This is a genomic window from Polycladidibacter hongkongensis (assembly GCF_001561995.1).
GTDB classification, from domain to species: domain Bacteria; phylum Pseudomonadota; class Alphaproteobacteria; order Rhizobiales; family Stappiaceae; genus Pseudovibrio; species Pseudovibrio hongkongensis.
Genome location: NZ_LLWC01000022.1, coordinates 92,336 through 112,322, shown reverse-complemented (window position 1 = coordinate 112,322; position 19,987 = coordinate 92,336). Strand labels below are relative to the sequence as shown.

General features: G+C 53.0%; 18 protein-coding genes. All 18 read left to right on the top strand.

Annotated features, from left to right (window positions below; all coding sequences use genetic code 11):
• The first annotated feature begins 5 nt into the window (after window positions 1-5).
• Window positions 6-701, top strand: coding sequence for a 50S ribosomal protein L1 (gene rplA / locus AYK82_RS08605; RefSeq protein WP_068314127.1), 696 nt, complete (start codon window positions 6-8; stop codon window positions 699-701).
• Window positions 702-1,018: 317 nt separating this feature from the next.
• A complete protein-coding gene (gene rplJ, locus AYK82_RS08600; RefSeq protein ID WP_068314124.1) occupies window positions 1,019-1,537 on the top strand; it encodes a 50S ribosomal protein L10 in 519 nt (172 codons plus the stop codon).
• Window positions 1,538-1,598: 61 nt separating this feature from the next.
• The gene (rplL, locus tag AYK82_RS08595) at window positions 1,599-1,967 is read left to right on the top strand and encodes a 50S ribosomal protein L7/L12 (protein ID WP_068314121.1); all 369 of its coding nucleotides are present in this window, start codon (window positions 1,599-1,601) and stop codon (window positions 1,965-1,967) included.
• A 194-nt stretch (window positions 1,968-2,161) separates the two neighbouring features.
• Window positions 2,162-6,304 (top strand): DNA-directed RNA polymerase subunit beta, encoded by a 4,143-nt coding sequence (rpoB, locus tag AYK82_RS08590; protein ID WP_068314117.1) that lies wholly within the window; start codon window positions 2,162-2,164, stop codon window positions 6,302-6,304.
• Window positions 6,305-6,410: 106 nt separating this feature from the next.
• On the top strand, window positions 6,411-10,610 hold the full coding sequence (rpoC, locus tag AYK82_RS08585) for a DNA-directed RNA polymerase subunit beta' (protein WP_068314114.1): 4,200 nt from the start codon (window positions 6,411-6,413) through the stop codon (window positions 10,608-10,610).
• A gap of 81 nt (window positions 10,611-10,691) precedes the next feature.
• Complete coding sequence (locus tag AYK82_RS08580; RefSeq protein ID WP_068314111.1) at window positions 10,692-10,985, top strand: hypothetical protein; 294 nt, start codon at window positions 10,692-10,694, stop codon at window positions 10,983-10,985.
• A 560-nt stretch (window positions 10,986-11,545) separates the two neighbouring features.
• Window positions 11,546-11,917, top strand: a complete 372-nt coding sequence (gene rpsL, locus AYK82_RS08575) for a 30S ribosomal protein S12 (protein ID WP_068314108.1) — start codon at window positions 11,546-11,548, stop codon at window positions 11,915-11,917.
• 13 nt (window positions 11,918-11,930) lie between these two features.
• Window positions 11,931-12,401: a 30S ribosomal protein S7 gene (rpsG, locus tag AYK82_RS08570; RefSeq protein ID WP_068314106.1), complete on the top strand. Its 471-nt coding sequence runs from the start codon at window positions 11,931-11,933 to the stop codon at window positions 12,399-12,401.
• A gap of 24 nt (window positions 12,402-12,425) precedes the next feature.
• Window positions 12,426-14,501: an elongation factor G gene (fusA, locus tag AYK82_RS08565; protein ID WP_068314104.1), complete on the top strand. Its 2,076-nt coding sequence runs from the start codon at window positions 12,426-12,428 to the stop codon at window positions 14,499-14,501.
• Window positions 14,502-14,548: 47 nt separating this feature from the next.
• The gene (tuf, locus tag AYK82_RS08560; RefSeq protein WP_068314101.1) at window positions 14,549-15,724 is read left to right on the top strand and encodes an elongation factor Tu; all 1,176 of its coding nucleotides are present in this window, start codon (window positions 14,549-14,551) and stop codon (window positions 15,722-15,724) included.
• 64 nt (window positions 15,725-15,788) lie between these two features.
• Window positions 15,789-16,097, top strand: a complete 309-nt coding sequence (gene rpsJ / locus AYK82_RS08555; protein ID WP_068314098.1) for a 30S ribosomal protein S10 — start codon at window positions 15,789-15,791, stop codon at window positions 16,095-16,097.
• Between the two features lie 22 nt (window positions 16,098-16,119).
• Window positions 16,120-16,833, top strand: coding sequence for a 50S ribosomal protein L3 (gene rplC / locus AYK82_RS08550; RefSeq protein ID WP_068314095.1), 714 nt, complete (start codon window positions 16,120-16,122; stop codon window positions 16,831-16,833).
• Window positions 16,833-17,450 carry a 50S ribosomal protein L4 gene (gene rplD, locus AYK82_RS08545; RefSeq protein WP_068314092.1) on the top strand — a complete coding sequence of 206 codons (618 nt, stop codon included), beginning with the start codon at window positions 16,833-16,835 and terminating at the stop codon, window positions 17,448-17,450. The genes rplC and rplD overlap by 1 nt, the downstream gene beginning before the upstream one ends.
• A complete protein-coding gene (locus AYK82_RS08540) occupies window positions 17,450-17,743 on the top strand; it encodes a 50S ribosomal protein L23 (protein WP_068314089.1) in 294 nt (97 codons plus the stop codon). The genes rplD and AYK82_RS08540 overlap by 1 nt, the downstream gene beginning before the upstream one ends.
• A gap of 16 nt (window positions 17,744-17,759) precedes the next feature.
• Window positions 17,760-18,593, top strand: coding sequence for a 50S ribosomal protein L2 (gene rplB / locus AYK82_RS08535; protein WP_068314086.1), 834 nt, complete (start codon window positions 17,760-17,762; stop codon window positions 18,591-18,593).
• A 12-nt stretch (window positions 18,594-18,605) separates the two neighbouring features.
• Entirely contained in the window at window positions 18,606-18,884 is a 279-nt protein-coding gene (rpsS, locus tag AYK82_RS08530; protein ID WP_068082314.1) for a 30S ribosomal protein S19, read from the top strand.
• Window positions 18,885-18,886: 2 nt separating this feature from the next.
• The gene (gene rplV / locus AYK82_RS08525) at window positions 18,887-19,267 is read left to right on the top strand and encodes a 50S ribosomal protein L22 (RefSeq protein WP_068314083.1); all 381 of its coding nucleotides are present in this window, start codon (window positions 18,887-18,889) and stop codon (window positions 19,265-19,267) included.
• The gene (gene rpsC / locus AYK82_RS08520; RefSeq protein ID WP_068314080.1) at window positions 19,267-19,983 is read left to right on the top strand and encodes a 30S ribosomal protein S3; all 717 of its coding nucleotides are present in this window, start codon (window positions 19,267-19,269) and stop codon (window positions 19,981-19,983) included. Before rplV ends, rpsC begins: the two co-directional genes overlap by 1 nt.
• Window positions 19,984-19,987 lie beyond the last annotated feature (4 nt).

Sequence of the window (19,987 nt, the reverse complement as noted above, 5' to 3'; positions counted from 1 at the left end):
GATCGATGGCGAATGTAGGTAAGCGCATTAAAGCGGCCCGCGAGGGTATCGATCGTAACAAAGACTACGCACTGGCAGATGCTGTTGCGCTGGTCAAAGAGCGTGGTACTGCCAAGTTTGACGAGACCGTTGAGCTGGCGATCAATCTGGGTGTTGATCCACGTCACGCGGACCAGATGGTTCGTGGTGCGTGCGTACTGCCAAACGGCACTGGTAAGAATGTGCGTGTTGCTGTTTTTGCTCGTGATGCGAAAGCTGACGAAGCAAAAGCTGCTGGTGCGGACATTGTTGGTGCTGAGGATCTGCTGGCTGAAGTTCAGGGCGGTAAGATCGACTTTGACACCGTGATCGCAACTCCTGACATGATGCCACTTGTTGGTCGTCTTGGTAAGGTGCTTGGTCCACGCGGCATGATGCCAAACCCTAAGGTTGGTACTGTGACCCCTGACGTGACCAAGGCTGTTAAGGACGCCAAGGGTGGCTCTGTGCAGTTCCGCGTAGAAAAGGCCGGTATCATCCATGCAGGCGTTGGTAAAGTTTCCTTTGAAGCTGGTAAGCTTGAAGAAAACATTAAGGCTCTGGTGGATGCGGTTGTTAAAGCTAAACCAGCTGGTGCAAAAGGTACCTATGTGAAGCGCGTCGCGCTTTCTTCCACAATGGGTCCTGGCATTAAGCTTGATTTGGCGTCCGTTACCGAGTAAGGAACGGCCCTAAAGAATTGCCTCCCGTGAAAACGGGAGGTTTTTGTTGGCCTGAAACTCTTTAGGCTAACGCCCTGTCCGAGACTGCAGGTGTTGGCGCAGCCAGCTTAAGCTTTTTAAGGCCTGCATAGATGGAAAAGAATCAAGATATGGAAATGTCGCTAGAGATTTCAGTATCTGTTTCGAACCAGACTGCCTTGCCAATGTCGAGTGACGCGGGTAAGGGGACAGGAACCCTGAGCGTCGGCTAGGAGGGCTCCTCCTAATCGGCAAAGGCAAACCGGCGGCAATTCGTTGTCGCCAACTGGAGTAGGCAAGTGGAAAGAACGGAAAAGCAAAAGTTCGTTGCTGACTTCAACGAAGTGCTGTCCAGCACTGGCGTTGCTGTCGTGGCGCACTATGCGGGTCTTTCAGTTTCCCAGATGACTCAGCTGCGCGCTGAGGCACGTGAAGCTGGCGGCACCGTAAAAGTTGCGAAGAACCGTCTTGTCAAGCTTGCCCTTCAAGGCACTGACCTTGAGCACATCAGCGACCTGTTCAAGGGCCCAACTGTCATCGTGTATTCCGATGATCCAGTTGCAGCCCCTAAGGTAGCCGCTAAGTTCGCTAAGGATAATGAAGCATTTTCTATCCTTGGTGGTGCTCTGGGTACGACCAATCTCGATACTGCTGGTGTTAATGCACTGGCAGCGATGCCGTCTCTGGACGAGCTTCGTGGCAAGCTGGTGGGTATGCTACAGACCCCAGCGACCCGTATGGCGATGGTTACAAGCGCACCGGCCGGGCAACTTGCTCGCGTCTTCAATGCGTACGCCGAGAAGGACCAAGCCGCATAAGGCGGAACCACTTTAATTTTGTCAAAACCGTTAACGGTTCGAACATCAAGGTACTAAGAAAATGGCTGATCTCGAAAAGATCGTAGAAGAACTCTCCGCTCTCACCGTAATGGAAGCTGCTGAGCTGTCCAAACTGCTCGAAGACAAGTGGGGCGTTTCTGCTGCTGCACCTGTTGCTGTTGCTGCTGCAGGTCCTGCTGCTGCTGCTGCTGAAGAGCAAACCGAATTCGACGTGATCCTGGCTGACGCTGGCGCGAAGAAGATCAACGTAATTAAAGAAGTACGTGCGATCACTGGTCTGGGCCTCAAAGAAGCTAAAGAACTGGTTGAAGGTGCTCCTAAGCCAGTTAAAGAAGGCGTTGAAAAAGCTGAAGCTGAAGAGCTTAAGAAAAAGCTTGAAGAAGCTGGCGCAAAGGTTGAACTCAAGTAATCTTGAGTTTTGCTGTTGGCCCCGGAGTTATCCGGGGCCACTTTCGTACCCTGGCGGGTTTCCTGGCCGGGGTAAACGTCCCGATAGGGGCAGGATGCTCGGGAAGTTCCCGCGGGGACGGTTTCATAAAACGGTGATGTGTAGGCGTCACTGTTTCATTGAACCGTCACCTTAGAGTGATACGAGGAGCGACAATGACGCAAACGTTCAACGGTCGCAAACGGGTCCGTAAACATTTTGGATCCATCCGCGATGTAGCGGCTATGCCGAATCTTATCGAAGTGCAGAAGGCGTCTTATGACCAGTTTCTGCAGGTCGAAAAGCCACAGGGTGGTCGCGTTGACGAAGGCCTAGAGGCCGTATTTAAATCCGTTTTCCCGATTTCGGATTTTTCTGGTGCATCCCTGCTTGAATTCGTGTCCTACGAATTTGAAGCCCCCAAATATGATGTTGACGAGTGTCGCCAGCGCGACATGACTTACGCAGCGCCGCTTAAGCTGACGCTGCGTCTCATCGTGTTTGATATTGATGAGGATACCGGTGCGAAATCGGTAAAGGACATCAAAGAGCAAGATGTCTACATGGGCGATATTCCGTTCATGACAGACAACGGCACCTTCATTGTGAATGGTACCGAGCGTGTGATCGTCTCGCAAATGCAGCGGTCTCCGGGTGTGTTCTTTGATCATGATAAGGGTAAAACGCATTCTTCAGGCAAGCTGCTATTTGCAGCGCGCGTCATCCCATATCGTGGTTCTTGGCTGGATATCGAGTTCGATGCGAAAGACATCGTTTATGCTCGTATTGACCGTCGCCGCAAGCTGCCCGTGACATCGCTGTTGATGGCGCTGGGGCTGAACAGTGAAGAGATTCTGGAAACTTTCTACAACCGTATCGAGTACAAGCTTGGTAAGGGTGGTTGGGCGATGCCGTTTGATGCGGATCGTTTGAAAGGTACTAAGGCGATCAACGCGCTGGTTGATGCTGATAGCGGTGAAGTTCTTGTTGAAGAAGGCAAGAAGATCACAGCACGCGTCATCCGCCAGCTGAAGGATCAGGGTGTTAGCTCGCTAAAAGTTGAGAAGGAAGACCTGTTCACCCAGTATCTTGCTGAGGACATGGTCAACCTGCAGACTGGCGAAATCTACTACGAAGCTGGTGATGAAATCAGCGAGAAGATGGTGGACGAGTTGGTCGATCGTGGTTTCGGCGAAATTCCAGTTCTCGACATCGACCACGTTAATACCGGTGCTTACATCCGTAACACATTGGCGGCAGACAAGAACGAGACCCGAGAAGGGGCTCTGTTTGACATCTACCGTGTGATGCGTCCAGGAGAACCGCCGACCATCGAGACTGCCGAGGCGATGTTCCAGTCGCTGTTCTTCGATACGGAGCGTTATGATCTTTCTGCGGTTGGCCGCGTAAAGATGAACATGCGCCTTGATTTGGACTGTGAAGACACCGTGCGCGTTCTGCGTAAGGAAGACATCCTGTCTGTAATGAAGGTGCTACTGGATCTGCGTGATGGTCGCGGGGAAATCGATGATATCGATAACCTTGGTAACCGCCGTGTTCGCTCTGTTGGCGAGTTGATGGAAAACCAGTACCGTATCGGGTTGCTGCGCATGGAGCGCGCGATCAAAGAGCGTATGAGCTCGGTCGACGTGGATACGGTGATGCCGCAGGATCTCATCAACGCCAAGCCAGCTGCTGCTGCGGTGCGTGAGTTCTTCGGTTCTTCCCAGCTTTCCCAGTTTATGGACCAAACCAACCCATTGTCTGAAGTGACGCACAAGCGTCGCCTTTCTGCGCTTGGCCCAGGCGGTTTGACCCGGGAGCGTGCGGGCTTTGAGGTTCGCGATGTGCACCCAACGCACTATGGTCGTATCTGCCCGATTGAGACGCCGGAAGGTCCGAACATCGGTCTGATTAACTCGTTGGCGACATTTGCGCGTGTGAACAAGTACGGCTTTATCGAAAGCCCGTACCGCACAGTGAAAGACGGTATTGTCACCAATGAGGTGGTGTATCTCTCCGCTATGGAAGAGAGTAAATATTACGTCTCTCAGGCTAACGCGGAGCTGACCGAGGACAACAAATTTGCATCTGATTTGGTGCAGTGTCGTCATGCTGGGGAAAACATTCTGATCACACCGGATCGTGTGGATCTAATGGATGTTTCGCCTAAGCAGCTGGTTTCCGTAGCGTCTGCGCTGATCCCGTTCCTTGAGAACGATGATGCGAACCGTGCGCTGATGGGCTCGAACATGATGCGTCAGGCTGTGCCGCTTGTACGCGCTGAAGCGCCATTCGTTGGTACCGGTATGGAGCCAGTCGTGGCTCGCGATTCCGGCGCAGCGATTGCGGCGAAACGCGGCGGTGTGGTTGATCAGGTTGATGCGACGCGTGTTGTTATTCGCGCCACCGAAGATCTGGACCCATCCAAATCTGGCGTTGATATTTACCGCTTGTTGAAGTTCCAACGCTCCAACCAAGATACCTGTATCAACCAGCGTCCGCTGGTGAATGTGGGCGACCGGGTTTCCAAAGGCGATATTATTGCTGATGGCCCGTCTACCGATCTTGGCGATCTGGCGCTTGGCCGGAACGTGCTTGTCGCGTTTATGCCGTGGAACGGCTACAACTTCGAAGATTCCATCCTGCTTTCTGAGCGCATCGTGCGTGATGACGTGTTCACCTCCATCCACTTGGAAGAGTTTGAGGTGATGGCACGTGATACCAAGCTTGGACCGGAAGAGATCACTCGCGATATTCCGAATGTTTCTGAAGAGGCTCTGAAGAACCTTGATGAAGCTGGAATTGTTTACGTAGGTGCTGAAGTTAAGCCGGGCGATATTCTCGTTGGTAAGATTACACCGAAGGGCGAAAGCCCAATGACACCTGAAGAAAAACTTCTGCGTGCCATTTTTGGTGAAAAAGCTTCTGACGTTCGTGATACCTCCATGCGCCTGTCTCCAGGTGTATCGGGTACGGTTGTGGAAGTGCGTGTCTTTAACCGCCACGGGGTGGAAAAAGACGAACGCGCTATGGCGATCGAGCGCGAAGAGATCGAAACTCTGGCAAAAGACCGTGATGATGAACAAGCGATCCTTGATCGTAACGTCTATGGTCGTTTGGCCGAGATGCTGATTGGCCACGTTGCTGTTGGTGGCCCTAAGGGCTTCCGCAAAGGCGTGGAAATCTCTGGCGATGTTCTTAACGAGTTCCCACGTTCGCAGTGGTGGCAGTTTGCCGTTGAAGACGAAAAGCTGATGGGCGAGCTGGAAGCGCTGCGTGGGTCTTATGACGAGAGCCGCAAGCGCCTTGAGCAACGCTTTATCGACAAGGTTGAGAAGCTACAGCGTGGTGATGAATTGCCACCTGGCGTAATGAAGATGGTGAAAGTCTTCGTTGCGGTTAAGCGTAAGCTCCAGCCTGGCGATAAAATGGCCGGCCGTCACGGTAACAAAGGTGTGGTCTCCAAGATCAACCCATGTGAAGACATGCCATTCCTTGAGGATGGTACCCATGTTGATATTGTGTTGAACCCGCTAGGCGTGCCGTCTCGCATGAACGTTGGTCAGATCCTAGAAACGCACCTTGGTTGGGCGTGTGCCGGAATGGCCAAGAAGATCGGCGAGCTTTACGATGAATACCGTAAGAACGGTGAAATCGAGGCGATGCGCACCGAGATTGTTGAGCTGTATGGCGACAACATCAAGGGTGACAACGTTAAAGCGCTGGATGATGACGGCATTGTCAAGCTAGGCGAGCAGCTGAAAGACAAAGGTGTGGCGATTGCAACACCAGTGTTTGATGGTGCAAGGGAGCCGGATGTTGCGTCTATGCTGTCCACCGCAGGTCTGAAGCCTACCGGTCAGTCTACCTTGTATGATGGACGTACCGGTGAGCAGTTCGACCGTCAGGTGACTGTTGGCTACATCTACATGCTGAAGCTGCACCACTTGGTTGATGACAAGATTCACGCCCGTTCCATCGGCCCTTACTCGCTTGTGACCCAGCAGCCGCTGGGTGGTAAAGCGCAGTTTGGTGGCCAGCGCTTCGGTGAGATGGAAGTGTGGGCACTTGAAGCTTACGGTGCTGCATATACCCTACAGGAAATGCTGACTGTAAAGTCGGATGACGTGGCAGGGCGTACCAAGGTGTATGAAGCGATTGTTCGCGGTGATGACACCTTTGAGGCTGGTATCCCCGAGAGCTTTAACGTTCTTGTCAAAGAAATGCGGTCGCTTGGCCTTAACGTCGAGCTGCAAGACAAAGAACAGAAGCAAGTGTCTAATGATGATGCTGAAGCCGTGGATGCTGCGGAATAGTCTGCCTTACAGCAGAGTGTTTTGCCGCAAGACCTTTTAATCTAGCCGGACACAGGGAAGCGCGTGAGCTACGTGCTTCCCGCCCGCGCATCTAAGGAGAGAGCTGATGTCGCAAGAGGTAATGAACCTGTTCAATCAACAGGCTCCTGCACAGACGTTCGACCATATCCGAATTTCGATCGCCAGCCCGGAAAAGATCCTTTCCTGGTCCTTTGGTGAGATCAAGAAACCTGAGACGATCAACTACCGCACCTTTAAGCCGGAGCGGGAAGGGCTGTTCTGTGCCCGTATTTTTGGTCCGATCAAAGATTACGAGTGCTTGTGCGGTAAGTATAAGCGCATGAAGTACAAAGGCGTTATCTGTGAGAAGTGTGGCGTTGAAGTCACGCTGTCTCGGGTACGCCGCGAGCGCATGGGCCACATCGAGCTGGCGGCTCCTGTTGCGCATATCTGGTTCTTGAAGTCGTTGCCATCGCGCATCGGCCAGTTGCTGGATATGACGCTGAAGGATCTTGAGCGCGTTTTGTACTTTGAAAACTATATCGTTATTGAGCCCGGCCTGACGCCATTGAAACAGCACCAGCTGCTTTCAGAGGAAGAGCATGTTGCGGCGCAGGACGAGTACGGTGAAGATGCGTTCACCGCGATGATCGGTGCGGAAGCGATCCGCGAGATTCTCGCCAGCATGGACCTGAAGGCCGAATCCGAAAAAATCCGTCAGGAAATTGCCGAGGCAACCACCGAGCTGAAGCCTAAGAAACTAGCTAAGCGTTTGAAGGTTGTGGAAGCGTTCATCGAGTCCGGTAACCGTCCGGAGTGGATGATCCTGACTGTTGTGCCGGTGATCCCGCCGGATCTGCGTCCGTTGGTGCCGCTGGACGGTGGCCGGTTCGCGACGTCGGATCTGAACGATTTGTATCGCCGTGTTATCAACCGTAACAACCGCCTGAAGCGTCTTATTGAGCTGCGTGCGCCGGATATCATTATCCGTAACGAAAAGCGCATGCTGCAAGAGTCTGTTGATGCGTTGTTTGACAATGGTCGTCGTGGCCGTGTTATTCAGGGTGCCAACAAGCGTCCATTGAAGTCGCTCTCTGACATGCTGAAGGGTAAGCAAGGTCGCTTCCGTCAGAACTTGCTCGGTAAGCGCGTTGACTACTCCGGTCGTTCCGTTATTACCGTGGGTCCAAACCTGAAGCTGCACCAGTGTGGCTTGCCGAAGAAGATGGCGCTTGAGTTGTTCAAGCCGTTTATCTACTCGCGCCTTGATGCGAAGGGCTATTCCTCGACTGTTAAGCAGGCGAAGAAGCTGGTTGAGAAAGAGCGTCCGGAAGTTTGGGATATTCTTGACGAGGTGATCCGCGAGCACCCAGTTCTTTTGAACCGTGCGCCAACGCTACACCGTCTTGGGATTCAGGCATTTGAACCTACGTTGATTGAAGGTAAGGCTATTCAGCTGCACCCGCTCGTCTGTTCTGCGTTTAACGCTGACTTCGATGGTGACCAGATGGCTGTTCACGTACCGCTTTCGCTGGAAGCCCAGCTTGAAGCGCGTACGCTGATGATGTCTACCAACAACATTCTGCACCCAGCGAATGGTGGCCCGATCATCGTTCCTTCGCAGGATATTGTGCTAGGTCTTTACTATCTGTCGATCATGTCAGAGAACGAGCCGGGCGAAGGCATGGCTTTTGGTAACCTTGGCGAGTTGCAGCAGGCGCTGGATAACGGCATTATCACGCTGCACACCAAGATCCGTGGCCGCTTTAAATCTGTTGATGCAGAGGGCAACGAGACCTCCGAGATCCATGAGACCACGCCTGGTCGTATGATGATCGCGGATTTGCTGCCTAAGCACTTTGAAGTCACCTTCGACATCGCTAACAAGCTGATGACGAAGAAAGAGATCTCCAAGATGATCGACGCTGTGTATCGTGCAGCCGGTCAGAAAGAGACCGTGATCTTCTGTGACCGCGTGATGCAGCTTGGCTTCAAGAACGCTTGTCTTGCCGGTATTTCGTTTGGTATGGATGACATGGTCATTCCAAATACCAAAGCTGGACTGGTGGATGATACCGCCAAGATGGTTGCGGAATACGAGCAGCAGTACAATGACGGTCTGATTACCCAGGGCGAGAAATACAACAAGGTTGTTGACGCTTGGGCGAAGTGTACCGACAAAGTCGCTGACGAGATGATGAAGCGCATCTCCTCTACCGAACATGATGAGGAAACTGGCCGTGAAAAGCCGATGAACTCTGTTTGGATGATGGCTCACTCCGGTGCGCGTGGTTCACCTGCACAGATGAAGCAGCTGGGTGGTATGCGCGGGCTGATGGCGAAGCCGGATGGCGGCATCATCGAAAACCCGATTATCGCGAACTTTAAAGAAGGCCTGTCGGTTCTGGAGTACTTCAACTCCACGCACGGTGCCCGTAAGGGTCTGGCTGATACGGCTCTTAAAACCGCGAACTCCGGTTACCTCACCCGCCGTCTGGTGGATGTGGCGCAGGACAGCATCATTCTGGAGCGCGATTGTGGTTCGCAAAACGGTATTACCGTTGCCCCGATTGTCGATGCCGGTAACGTGATCGCGACCCTTGGTATGCGTATCCTTGGCCGTACCACCGCAGAAGATGTGGTGAACAGTGCGACCGGTGATGTGATTGTACCAAATGGTACGTTGCTTGACGAAAAAGACGTGGAACTGATCGAGGCTGCCAAAGTACAGTCCGTTAAGATCCGCTCTGTGCTGACTTGCGAAACCAAGACCGGTGTATGTGCTGCCTGTTATGGCCGTGACCTTGCACGTGGTACGCCAGTGAACAATGGCGAAGCTGTTGGTGTTATCGCGGCGCAGTCCATTGGTGAGCCGGGCACGCAGCTTACCATGCGTACGTTCCACATTGGTGGTACAGCGCAGGTTGTTGATAGCTCGTTCATCGAGGCGAACTATGACGGTACGATCAAGACCCGCAATCGCAATGTGGTACGGGACAGCTCCGGCAACTTGATTGTTATGGCGCGTAATATGTCTGTCATCATCATTGACAGTGACGGCAATGAGCGTTCCGTTCATCGCCTGACATACGGCTCCAAGCTGTTTGTCGATGAAGGTGACACTATCAAGCGCGGCGACCGTATTGCCGAGTGGGATCCATATACCCGTCCGATCCTCACCGAGGTTTCCGGTCGTGTGGGCTTTGAAGATCTGGTGGATGGTGCCTCTATTCAGGAGAATACCGACGAAACCACCGGTATCACCAAGCGTGTGGTTATCGACTGGCGGTCGACCCCTCGTGGTGCGGATTTGAAGCCGGCGATTGTTGTGCAGGACGAAAGTGGCAAGTTGCAGAAGCTGCAGCGTGGCGGTGACGCCCGTTCACTGTTGTCTGTTGACGCTATTTTGTCGGTACAGCCGGGGGATCACGTTCAAGCTGGTGACGTGCTTGCACGTATTCCAATGGAGAGCGCGAAAACCAAAGACATTACCGGTGGTCTGCCACGGGTTGCGGAACTGTTCGAGGCCCGCCGTCCGAAGGATCACGCGATCATTGCCGAAATCGACGGGACGATCCGTTTTGGCCGTGACTACAAGAACAAGCGTCGTGTGGTGATCGAGCCGCATGATGAAGCTCTTGAGCCGGTTGAATACCTCATTCCGAAGAACAAGCACTTCCATTTGCAAGAAGGTGATACTATCGAAAAGGGTGAATACCTGATCGACGGTAACCCAGCACCGCATGACATCCTTGCAATTAAGGGTGTGGAAGCGCTGGCAGCGTTCCTCGTGAACGAGATTCAAGAGGTTTACCGTCTTCAGGGTGTGGGGATCAACGATAAGCACATTGAGGTTATCGTTCGCCAGATGCTGCAGAAAGTCGAAATTACCGATGCTGGTGAAACCGAGTTCTTTGCCGGTGAGCAGGTTGACAAGATCGACTTTGAGGAAGCCAACCAGCGCGCGATCGATAATGCACGCGATCCAGCCAAGGCGGTTCCAGTGCTGCTGGGTATCACCAAGGCGAGCTTGCAGACCCGTTCGTTCTTCTCTGCTGCGTCCTTCCAGGAGACCACCCGCGTTCTTACCGAAGCTGCGGTTGCGGGCAAACGCGATCCACTCGACGGCTTGAAAGAGAACGTCATTGTGGGTCGTCTGATCCCGGCAGGTACCGGCGGGGCGATGAACCGGATCCAGAAAGTTGCGATGAAACGCGACGATCTGATTATGGAAGCGCGGCGCGCAGCATCAACCGCCGGGGCGGCGGACTCGATGCTCGAAGATTTCTCGCAGCAAGGCGAGTAAGCCACATAAGACTAAAAGGGCCGCCCAAGAGGTGGCCCTTTCCTTTTTGCTTGGCACCTACGCCACTATGAGGATTAACTAATGAGCGATGAGAATACAAACGAAGACGCAATGGTGTTCATCATTGTTGGCCGTGTTTGGGAAGAAGACAAACTTGGCCAAGATGATGCGATTGTTGTGAACTTGTTGGTGCGTGCAGCGGATGAAGATGATGCTGTGCGTCAAGGGCTTGAGGCGTTGGCTGAAGACAGTTACGCGGAAGCCGAGTTCGAACGCATCGGGGTTTTGGACGAGGCGCCAAGTGAGAAACCATTCGACGCGGCTTATGCTGATGCGCTGCAAGGGGTGGTCGCGGTTATTGCGTTCAATGAATAGCCTGCGATAGGCAGTGCTAACTACAATGAGGGCGGCAGGTGCTGCCCTTTTTGTTTTTTGAGGTTCCTCCTATAGAATCAAATGCTAGCAATTTGTTAACTATAACTTTAACGCGCATGGGCTGAGTTTGCCGATGAATACGCGCAATATAATATTATTACCAGAAATTGGTCGATTATTTCCAAAACTTACCGTGGCTCTGTCGCGGTGACGTGTGGTTGCCGTAAGAGTCAATCGCAGGGGGCAGGAATCGGCCTTTTTCCGCGAAAGCACTTGACGGGGGCAGGGCATCTGAGTAGTTTCCGCGCAACCCCATGGCAGGCGGTAAGTAAGGACCGTTTCCGGTGACGCCTCGTCCCAGAATGCTAAAGCTTAAACGCTGCCGGGTTTAAAGGCGAATAAGAGTCGAATGCATGACCGCGCAACCCGCGGTCCTCTGGTTTTTTCGCGAGGGCTTTTTTTGGAGATGGCGGCGATTGCTGCTTTCTGCAAGAGGAGTTCGTTTGCGTATGTCCACCAGCTGCTGCGTCCGGTCTAAGAGCAAAAGGTAAAAGGGCAAAATGCCGACTATTAACCAGTTGATCCGCAATCCGCGGAAAGACCCTCCAAAGCGGAACAAGGTTCCTGCGATGGAAGCATGCCCGCAGAAGCGGGGCGTTTGTACACGCGTTTACACCACGACGCCTAAGAAGCCGAACTCGGCTCTGCGTAAAGTGGCGAAAATCCGCCTGACAAACGGTTTTGAAGTTATCGGATACATTCCGGGTGAAGGTCACAACCTGCAAGAGCACTCCGTGGTTATGATCCGCGGTGGTCGTGTAAAAGATTTGCCGGGTGTGCGCTACCACATTATTCGTGGTGTGCTTGATACCCAGGGTGTTAAAGACCGTAAACAGCGTCGTTCCAAGTATGGCGCTAAGCGTCCGAAATAATAGGATATAGCTTATGTCTCGCCGTCACGCCGCTGAGAAGCGTAAAGTTCTTCCGGATCCAAAGTTCGGAGACATCGTTGTTACCAAGTTCATGAACGCGGTAATGCTCGATGGTAAGAAATCTGTTGCCGAACGTATCGTTTACGGTGCATTCGACATCATGGAAAACAAAACCCGCAGCAACCCTGTTGAAGTGTTCCATCAGGCACTTGAAAACGTGATGCCGCAGGTTGAGGTTCGTTCCCGCCGTGTGGGTGGTGCGACCTATCAGGTTCCTGTTGAAGTTCGTACAGAACGTCGTCAGGCTCTGGCGATCCGCTGGTTGATTTCAGCGGCCCGTGGTCGTAACGAAACCACTATGGTTGAGCGTCTGTCTGGCGAATTGCTGGATGCGGCAAACAGCCGTGGTAACTCTGTTAAGAAGCGCGAAGACACGCACCGTATGGCGGAAGCCAACCGCGCGTTCTCGCACTATCGTTGGTAATCTCCCCGGAAAGAGGCTGGCGAAATGTCACGCACGCATAAAATCGAGGACTACCGTAACTTCGGCATCATGGCTCACATTGATGCTGGTAAGACGACGACAACCGAACGTATCCTGTACTACACTGGTAAATCTCACAAGATTGGTGAGGTTCACGACGGTGCAGCGACTATGGACTGGATGGAGCAGGAGCAGGAGCGTGGTATTACCATTACCTCTGCTGCGACCACTGCGTTCTGGAATGACAAGCGTCTTAACATCATTGACACCCCAGGCCACGTTGACTTCACAATTGAAGTTGAGCGTTCCTTGCGTGTGCTTGATGGTGCGGTAGCCCTGCTCGACGCCAACGCTGGCGTAGAACCGCAGACCGAGACTGTTTGGCGTCAGGCCGACAAGTACAACGTCCCGCGGATGATCTTCGTCAACAAGATGGACAAGCTCGGTGCTGATTTCTACCGCTGTGTAGAAATGATCGAGAAGCGCCTTGGCGCTAACCCACTTTGCCTGCAGCTGCCAATTGGCGCTGAGAGCGAGTTCCAGGGTGTTGTCGATCTTTTGAAGATGAAGGCACTGGTTTGGAAGTCCGAAAACCTCGGCGCTTCTTGGGATGAGCTGGATATTCCGGCTGATCTTGCTGACCAGGCTGCGGAATACCGTGACAAGCTGATCGAAACCGCTGTTGAAGTGGACGAAGAGGCAATGGAAGCTTATCTGGAAGGCGAAGAGCCTTCCTTTGAAAAGCTTCAGGCGCTGATCCGTAAGGGCACCATTGCTGGTGACTTTGTTCCTGTCATGTGCGGTACTGCATTTAAGAACAAAGGCGTTCAGCCACTTCTTGATGCGGTCGTTGACTATCTGCCAAGCCCGGTAGAAGTTCCAGCGATTAAAGGTATTGATGCGAAGACCGAGGAAGAAACCGAGCGCAAATCTTCTGATGAAGAGCCACTCGGCATGCTCGCCTTCAAAATCATGAATGACCCATTCGTGGGTTCCCTGACCTTTGCCCGTATTTATTCCGGCGTGCTGACCAAAGGCTCGTCTGTCATGAATACTGTTAAGGGCAAGCGCGAACGCGTTGGTCGTATGATGCAGATGCACTCCAACAGCCGTGAGGACATCGATGAGGCCTATGCAGGCGACATCGTTGCGATTGCTGGTCTGAAGGACACCACCACCGGTGATACGCTCTGTGATCCTCTGAAGCCTGTTATTCTGGAGCGCATGGAGTTCCCGGATCCGGTTATCGAGATCGCTGTTGAGCCTAAAACCAAAGGTGACCAGGAGAAGATGGGTCTTGCCCTGAACCGCCTGGCTGCAGAAGACCCATCCTTCCGCGTGAAGACAGATGAAGAATCCGGCCAGACCATCATTGCTGGCATGGGTGAACTTCACCTGGACATCCTTGTTGACCGCATGAAGCGCGAATTCAAGGTTGAGGCAAACATCGGTGCGCCTCAGGTTGCTTACCGTGAGACGATTACTGCACCTGCAGACATCGACTACACGCACAAGAAGCAGTCTGGTGGTACCGGTCAGTTTGCTCGCATTAAACTCTCAATCGAGCCTAATGAAATTGGTGCTGGGTTTGAGTTTAAAGACACCATCGTGGGTGGTAACGTACCTAAAGAATACATCCCTGGTGTTTCTAAGGGTATTGAATCGGTTATGTCCTCTGGTCCACTTGCTGGCTTCCCGATGGTCGACATTAAAGCAACGCTTACAGACGGTGCTTACCACGATGTTGACTCCTCGGTCCTGGCGTTTGAGATCGCAGGTCGTGCCGGTTTCCGTGAAGCTATTGCGCAAGCAAAACCGAAGCTTCTGGAACCAATCATGAAGGTTGAGGTTGTCACCCCTGAAGACTACATGGGTGATGTTATTGGTGATCTGAATTCACGTCGTGGTCAGATTTCCGGTACCGAAAACCGCGGTGTTGTCACCGTTATCACTGCTATGGTTCCGCTGGCCAACATGTTTGGTTACGTGAACAACTTGCGTTCCATGTCCCAAGGGCGTGCGCAGTATTCCATGGTGTTCGATCACTACGATCAGGTCCCTCAGGCTGTAGCTGACGAAGTTAAAGCGAAATACGCTTAAGCTTTTAAAGACAGTCCACAGGATCACAGAGAGAACGGAGTAATCCGATGGCTAAAGAAAAATTTGAACGTAATAAGCCGCACGTCAACATCGGCACGATTGGCCACGTTGACCACGGTAAAACCACTCTGACTGCTGCGATCACCAAGTCTTTTGGTGACTTCAAGGCATATGACGAGATTGACGGTGCTCCAGAAGAGCGTGCTCGCGGTATCACCATTTCTACCGCACACGTTGAGTATGAGACCGAAGCTCGTCACTACGCTCACGTTGACTGCCCGGGTCACGCTGACTACGTGAAGAACATGATCACCGGTGCAGCGCAGATGGACGGTGCTATCCTGGTTGTGAACGCAGCTGATGGCCCTATGCCACAGACCCGCGAGCACATCCTGCTGGCACGTCAGGTTGGCGTTCCTGCTCTGGTTGTCTTCATGAACAAAGTTGATCAGGTTGACGACGAAGAGCTGCTGGAACTGGTTGAAATGGAAGTTCGTGAACTTCTGTCTTCCTACGAGTTCCCGGGTGACGATATTCCGATCATCGCTGGTTCTGCTCTTGCAGCCCTTGAAGATCGTGATGCAAACATCGGTACTGAGAAAATTGCAGAACTGATGGCTGCTGTTGACGAGTACATCCCTACTCCAGATCGTCCGCGTGATCAGGCATTCCTGATGCCTATCGAAGACGTGTTCTCTATCTCTGGCCGCGGTACTGTTGTAACCGGTCGTGTTGAGCGCGGTGTGGTTCACGTTGGCGACGAAGTTGAAATCGTTGGCATCAAAGAAACCTCCAAAACCACCGTTACCGGTGTGGAAATGTTCCGTAAGCTGCTCGATCAGGGTGAAGCTGGGGATAACATCGGTGCACTGATCCGCGGCGTTGGTCGTGAGGAAGTTGAGCGTGGCCAGGTTCTTTGTAAGCCGGGTTCTGTTACTCCGCACACCAAGTTTAAGGCAGAGGCATACATCCTCACCAAAGAAGAAGGTGGTCGTCATACCCCGTTCTTCACCAACTACCGTCCACAGTTCTACTTCCGTACAACTGATGTGACCGGTGTGGTTACTCTGCCAGAAGGCACCGAAATGGTGATGCCGGGCGATAACATCTCCGTATCTGTTGAGCTGATCGTGCCGATCGCTATGGAAGATGGTCTGCGCTTTGCTATCCGTGAGGGTGGTCGTACCGTTGGTGCGGGCGTTGTAGCAGCAATCATCGAATAAAATAATTGAGTTAGGTGGCAGTCTCTGCTATGAGGCTGCCACTCTTACTCAGTAGGGATAAGTCATGAACGGTCAGAATATTCGGATCCGCCTAAAGGCGTTTGATCACCGTGTTCTTGACGCTTCCACCAAGGAAATCGTCAACACGGCGAAACGGACTGGCGCACAAGTGCGTGGACCGGTTCCGTTGCCAACGCGGATCGAGAAGTACACCGTACTTCGTGGGCCGCATATCGATAAAAAGAGTCGTGATCAGTTCGAGATGCGCACACACAAGCGCCTGCTCGACATCGTCGATCCAACCCCGCAGACAGTTGATGCTTTGATGAAGCTCGATCTGGCTGCTGGTGTGGACGTCGAGATCAAACTCTAGGCGGCCATAAGGGGACACACCGATGCGTTCTGGAGTGATCGCCCAGAAAGTGGGAATGACACGGGTTTACAATGAGGCAGGTGAACACGTGCCTGTAACCGTGCTGGCCCTGGACAAGTGCCAGGTCGTTGCCCACCGGACGGAAGAAAAGAATGGCTACACAGCGCTACAGCTTGGCGTTGGTGCAGCAAAAGTAAAAAATACGGATCGCGCTATGCGCGGCCACTTCGCAGCCGCGAAGGTGGAGCCAAAGCGTAAAGTCGCCGAGTTCCGCGTAACCACAGACAACTTGATTGAAGTTGGTGCAGAACTTACTGCTGACCACTTCGTGAATGGCCAGTTTGTTGATGTTACCGGCACATCTATCGGTAAGGGCTTTGCAGGTGCTATGAAGCGTCACAACTTCGGTGGTGGTCGCGCTTCTCACGGTGTATCTATCTCTCACCGTGCGCATGGTTCTACGGGTCAGTGTCAGGACCCAGGTAAAGTGTTCAAAGGCAAGAAAATGGCCGGACACATGGGTAGCGAGCGCGTTACCACTCAGAACCTCAAGATCGTTCGTACCGACGCTGAGCGCGGTCTGATCTTGGTTGAAGGTTCTGTACCTGGTTCTAAGGGCGGTTGGATCCTGGTTCGTGATGCAGTTAAAAAAGCTCTGCCAGAAGCAGCGCCAGTTCCTGGTGCCTTCCGTGCGGCTGAAGCTGCAGCGACCGAAACCGGGAAGGAAGGTGAGTGATGGAACTCGAGGTTAAGACCCTCGCTGGCGGCGCAGCCGGTTCGATCACCGTGTCTGAAGACATCTTTGGTCTTGAGCCACGTAAGGACCTGATCCAGCGCGTAGTACGCTGGCAGCTCGCTAAGCGCCAGGCTGGTACTCACAAAACTTTGGGTCGTTCCGAAGTTACTGGTACCACTAAAAAGTTCGTTCGCCAGAAAGGTTCTGGCGGAGCACGCCACGGTAACCGTAAGGTTCCTCAGTTCCGTGGTGGTGGTCGTGCATTTGGTCCGGTTGTTCGCTCGCATGCGTTCGACCTGCCAAAGAAAGTTCGCGCGCTTGGTCTCAAGCATGCTCTTTCTGCTAAAGCTGCTGCTGGTGATCTGATTGTGCTGGACGAGGCGAAATCTGCTGATGCTAAAACCAAGGCACTGAAAGGTGCACTTGCTAACCTTGGCCTGAACAGCGCGCTGTTCATCGATGGCTCTGAGGTTGATGCAAACTTTGGTCTGGCATCCCGCAATATTCCGTTGGTTGACGTGCTGCCGGTACAGGGCATCAACGTTTACGACATTCTTCGTCGTGAAAAGTTGGTTCTGACCAAAGCGGCCATCGCAGCCCTGGAGGAGCGCTTCTAATGAGTAAGATTGCTCACTACGATACAATCGTTTCTCCGGTCATCACCGAGAAGGCAACTATTGCTTCTGAACAGAACAAAGTTGTTTTCAAGGTAGCGAACACAGCGACCAAGCCTGAAATCAAAGCAGCTGTTGAAGCTCTGTTTGGTGTGAAGGTTAAAGCGGTTAATACTCTTGTCCGTAAGGGTAAGGAAAAGCGTTTCCGCGGTATCATTGGTCGTCAGTCTGACTTCAAAAAGGCTGTTGTTACTCTTGAAGATGGCGAAGCCATCGACGTGACAACCGGTCTTTAAGGGGGAGTGAGAACAAATGGCACTTAAGACATTTAATCCCACATCTCCTGGCCGTCGTCAGCTGGTTCAGGTTGACCGTTCAGAATTGTGGAAAGGCAAGCCAGTCAAGAAATTGACTGAAGGCCTGTCCAAGACCGGTGGTCGTAACAACTACGGCCGTAAAACCGCAAACAACATTGGTGGTGGTCATAAGCGCACCTACCGTATGGTTGACTTCAAGCGTCGTAAATTCGACGTTGTTGGCACCGTAGAGCGCCTTGAATATGACCCGAACCGCACCGCATTTATTGCTCTCATCTCCTATGAGGATGGTGAGCAGGCATACATCCTGGCTCCACAGCGTCTTGCTGCTGGCGACAAGGTTGTAGCTGGCGAGCACGTGGACGTGAAGCCAGGGAACGCGATGCCATTGGCATCCATCCCGGTTGGCACCATCGTTCACAACATTGAGCTGAAGCCTGGTAAAGGCGCTCAGGTTGCTCGTTCTGCCGGTGCTTACGCGCAGATCGTTGGTCGTGACTCCGGTTACACCTTGATCCGTCTGCTCTCTGGCGAGCAGCGTCGCGTGCTTGGCACTTGCATGGCAACCGTTGGTGCGGTTTCCAACCCTGATCATGCCAATATCAACCTTGGTAAGGCAGGTCGTTCCCGTTGGCTTGGTCGCCGCCCGCATGTTCGCGGTGTTGCGATGAACCCGATCGATCACCCACATGGTGGTGGTGAAGGTCGTACATCCGGCGGTCGTCATCCGGTTACTCCTTGGGGTAAGCCGACTAAAGGTAAACGTACGCGGCGTAACAAGTCGAGCGATAAGTACATCGTTCGTTCCCGTCACGCACGTAAGAAGTAAGGGGAACGGATCGTGGCACGTTCGATCTGGAAAGGGCCGTTCATCGACGGTTACCTCCTGAAGAAGGCGGAGAAGGTTCGCGAGTCTGGCCGTAATGAGGTCATCAAGACTTGGAGCCGTCGTTCCACTATTTTGCCGCACTTCGTGGGGTTGACCTTTGGCGTTTATAACGGTCAAAAGCACATTCCTGTTTTGATCTCCGAAGACATGGTTGGTCAGAAGTTGGGCGAGTACTCCCCAACCCGCACCTACTACGGTCACGGAGCTGATAAAAAGGCGAAGAGGAAATAACGATGGGCAAGCAGAAGCTTGAGCGGACGCTCGCCGACAACGAGGCAAAGGCAGTATGCCGCATGCTGCGGACTTCTCCGCAGAAGCTAAACCTCGTTGCAGCATCGATCCGCGGTAAGAAAGTTGGTAAGGCTCTTGCTGATCTGACCTTCTCTCGCAAGCGTATTGCTGGCGACGTCAAGAAAACCTTGATGTCTGCTATTGCGAACGCAGAAAACAACCACGACCTCGACGTCGACAATCTTGTTGTCGCCGAGGCATACGTTGGCAAAGCGCTTGTAATGAAGCGCTTCCAGCCTCGGGCCCGTGGCAGGGTAGGGCGGATCATGAAACCGTTCTCTAACCTGACCATCGTTGTTCGGGAAGTTGAGGAGAGCGCCTAATGGGTCAGAAGATTAATCCAATTGGGTTCCGCCTCGGCATCAACCGTACTTGGGACTCCCGCTGGTATGCTGACAAAAACGAATACGGTAATCTTCTTCATGAAGATTTCCGCATCCGTGAGTTCCTTCTTGAGGAACTCAAGCAGGCTGCCGTGTCTAAGGTCGTTATCGAGCGTCCTCACCGCAAGTGCCGCGTAACCATCCATTCTGGTCGTCCAGGTGTGGTTATCGGTAAGAAAGGTGCTGACATCGAGCGTCTTCGCAAGAAGATTGCAGCGATGACCGACTCTGAGGTTGTTCTCAACATTGTTGAGGTTCGCAAGCCAGAGACTGATGCACAGCTGGTTGCCGCTTCTATTGCTCAGCAGCTGGAGCGTCGTGTTGCTTTCCGTCGTGCCATGAAGCGTGCAGTTCAGTCTGCAATGCGTCTTGGCGCCCAGGGCATCCGTATTAACTGCGGCGGTCGTTTGGGTGGTGCGGAAATCGCACGTATCGAATGGTATCGTGAAGGTCGCGTGCCGCTGCACACTCTGCGTGCGGACATTGACTATGGTACTGCTACTGCGCACACCGCTTATGGTGCGTGTGGTGTGAAGGTGTGGATCTTCAAGGGCGAAATCCTTGAGCATGATCCAATGGCATCTGAGCGCCGCGCTACCGAAGGTGGTGGTAAAAATGAGCGCCAAGGTGGCGGTCGCCGTGAGCGTGCTGCGTAAGCAG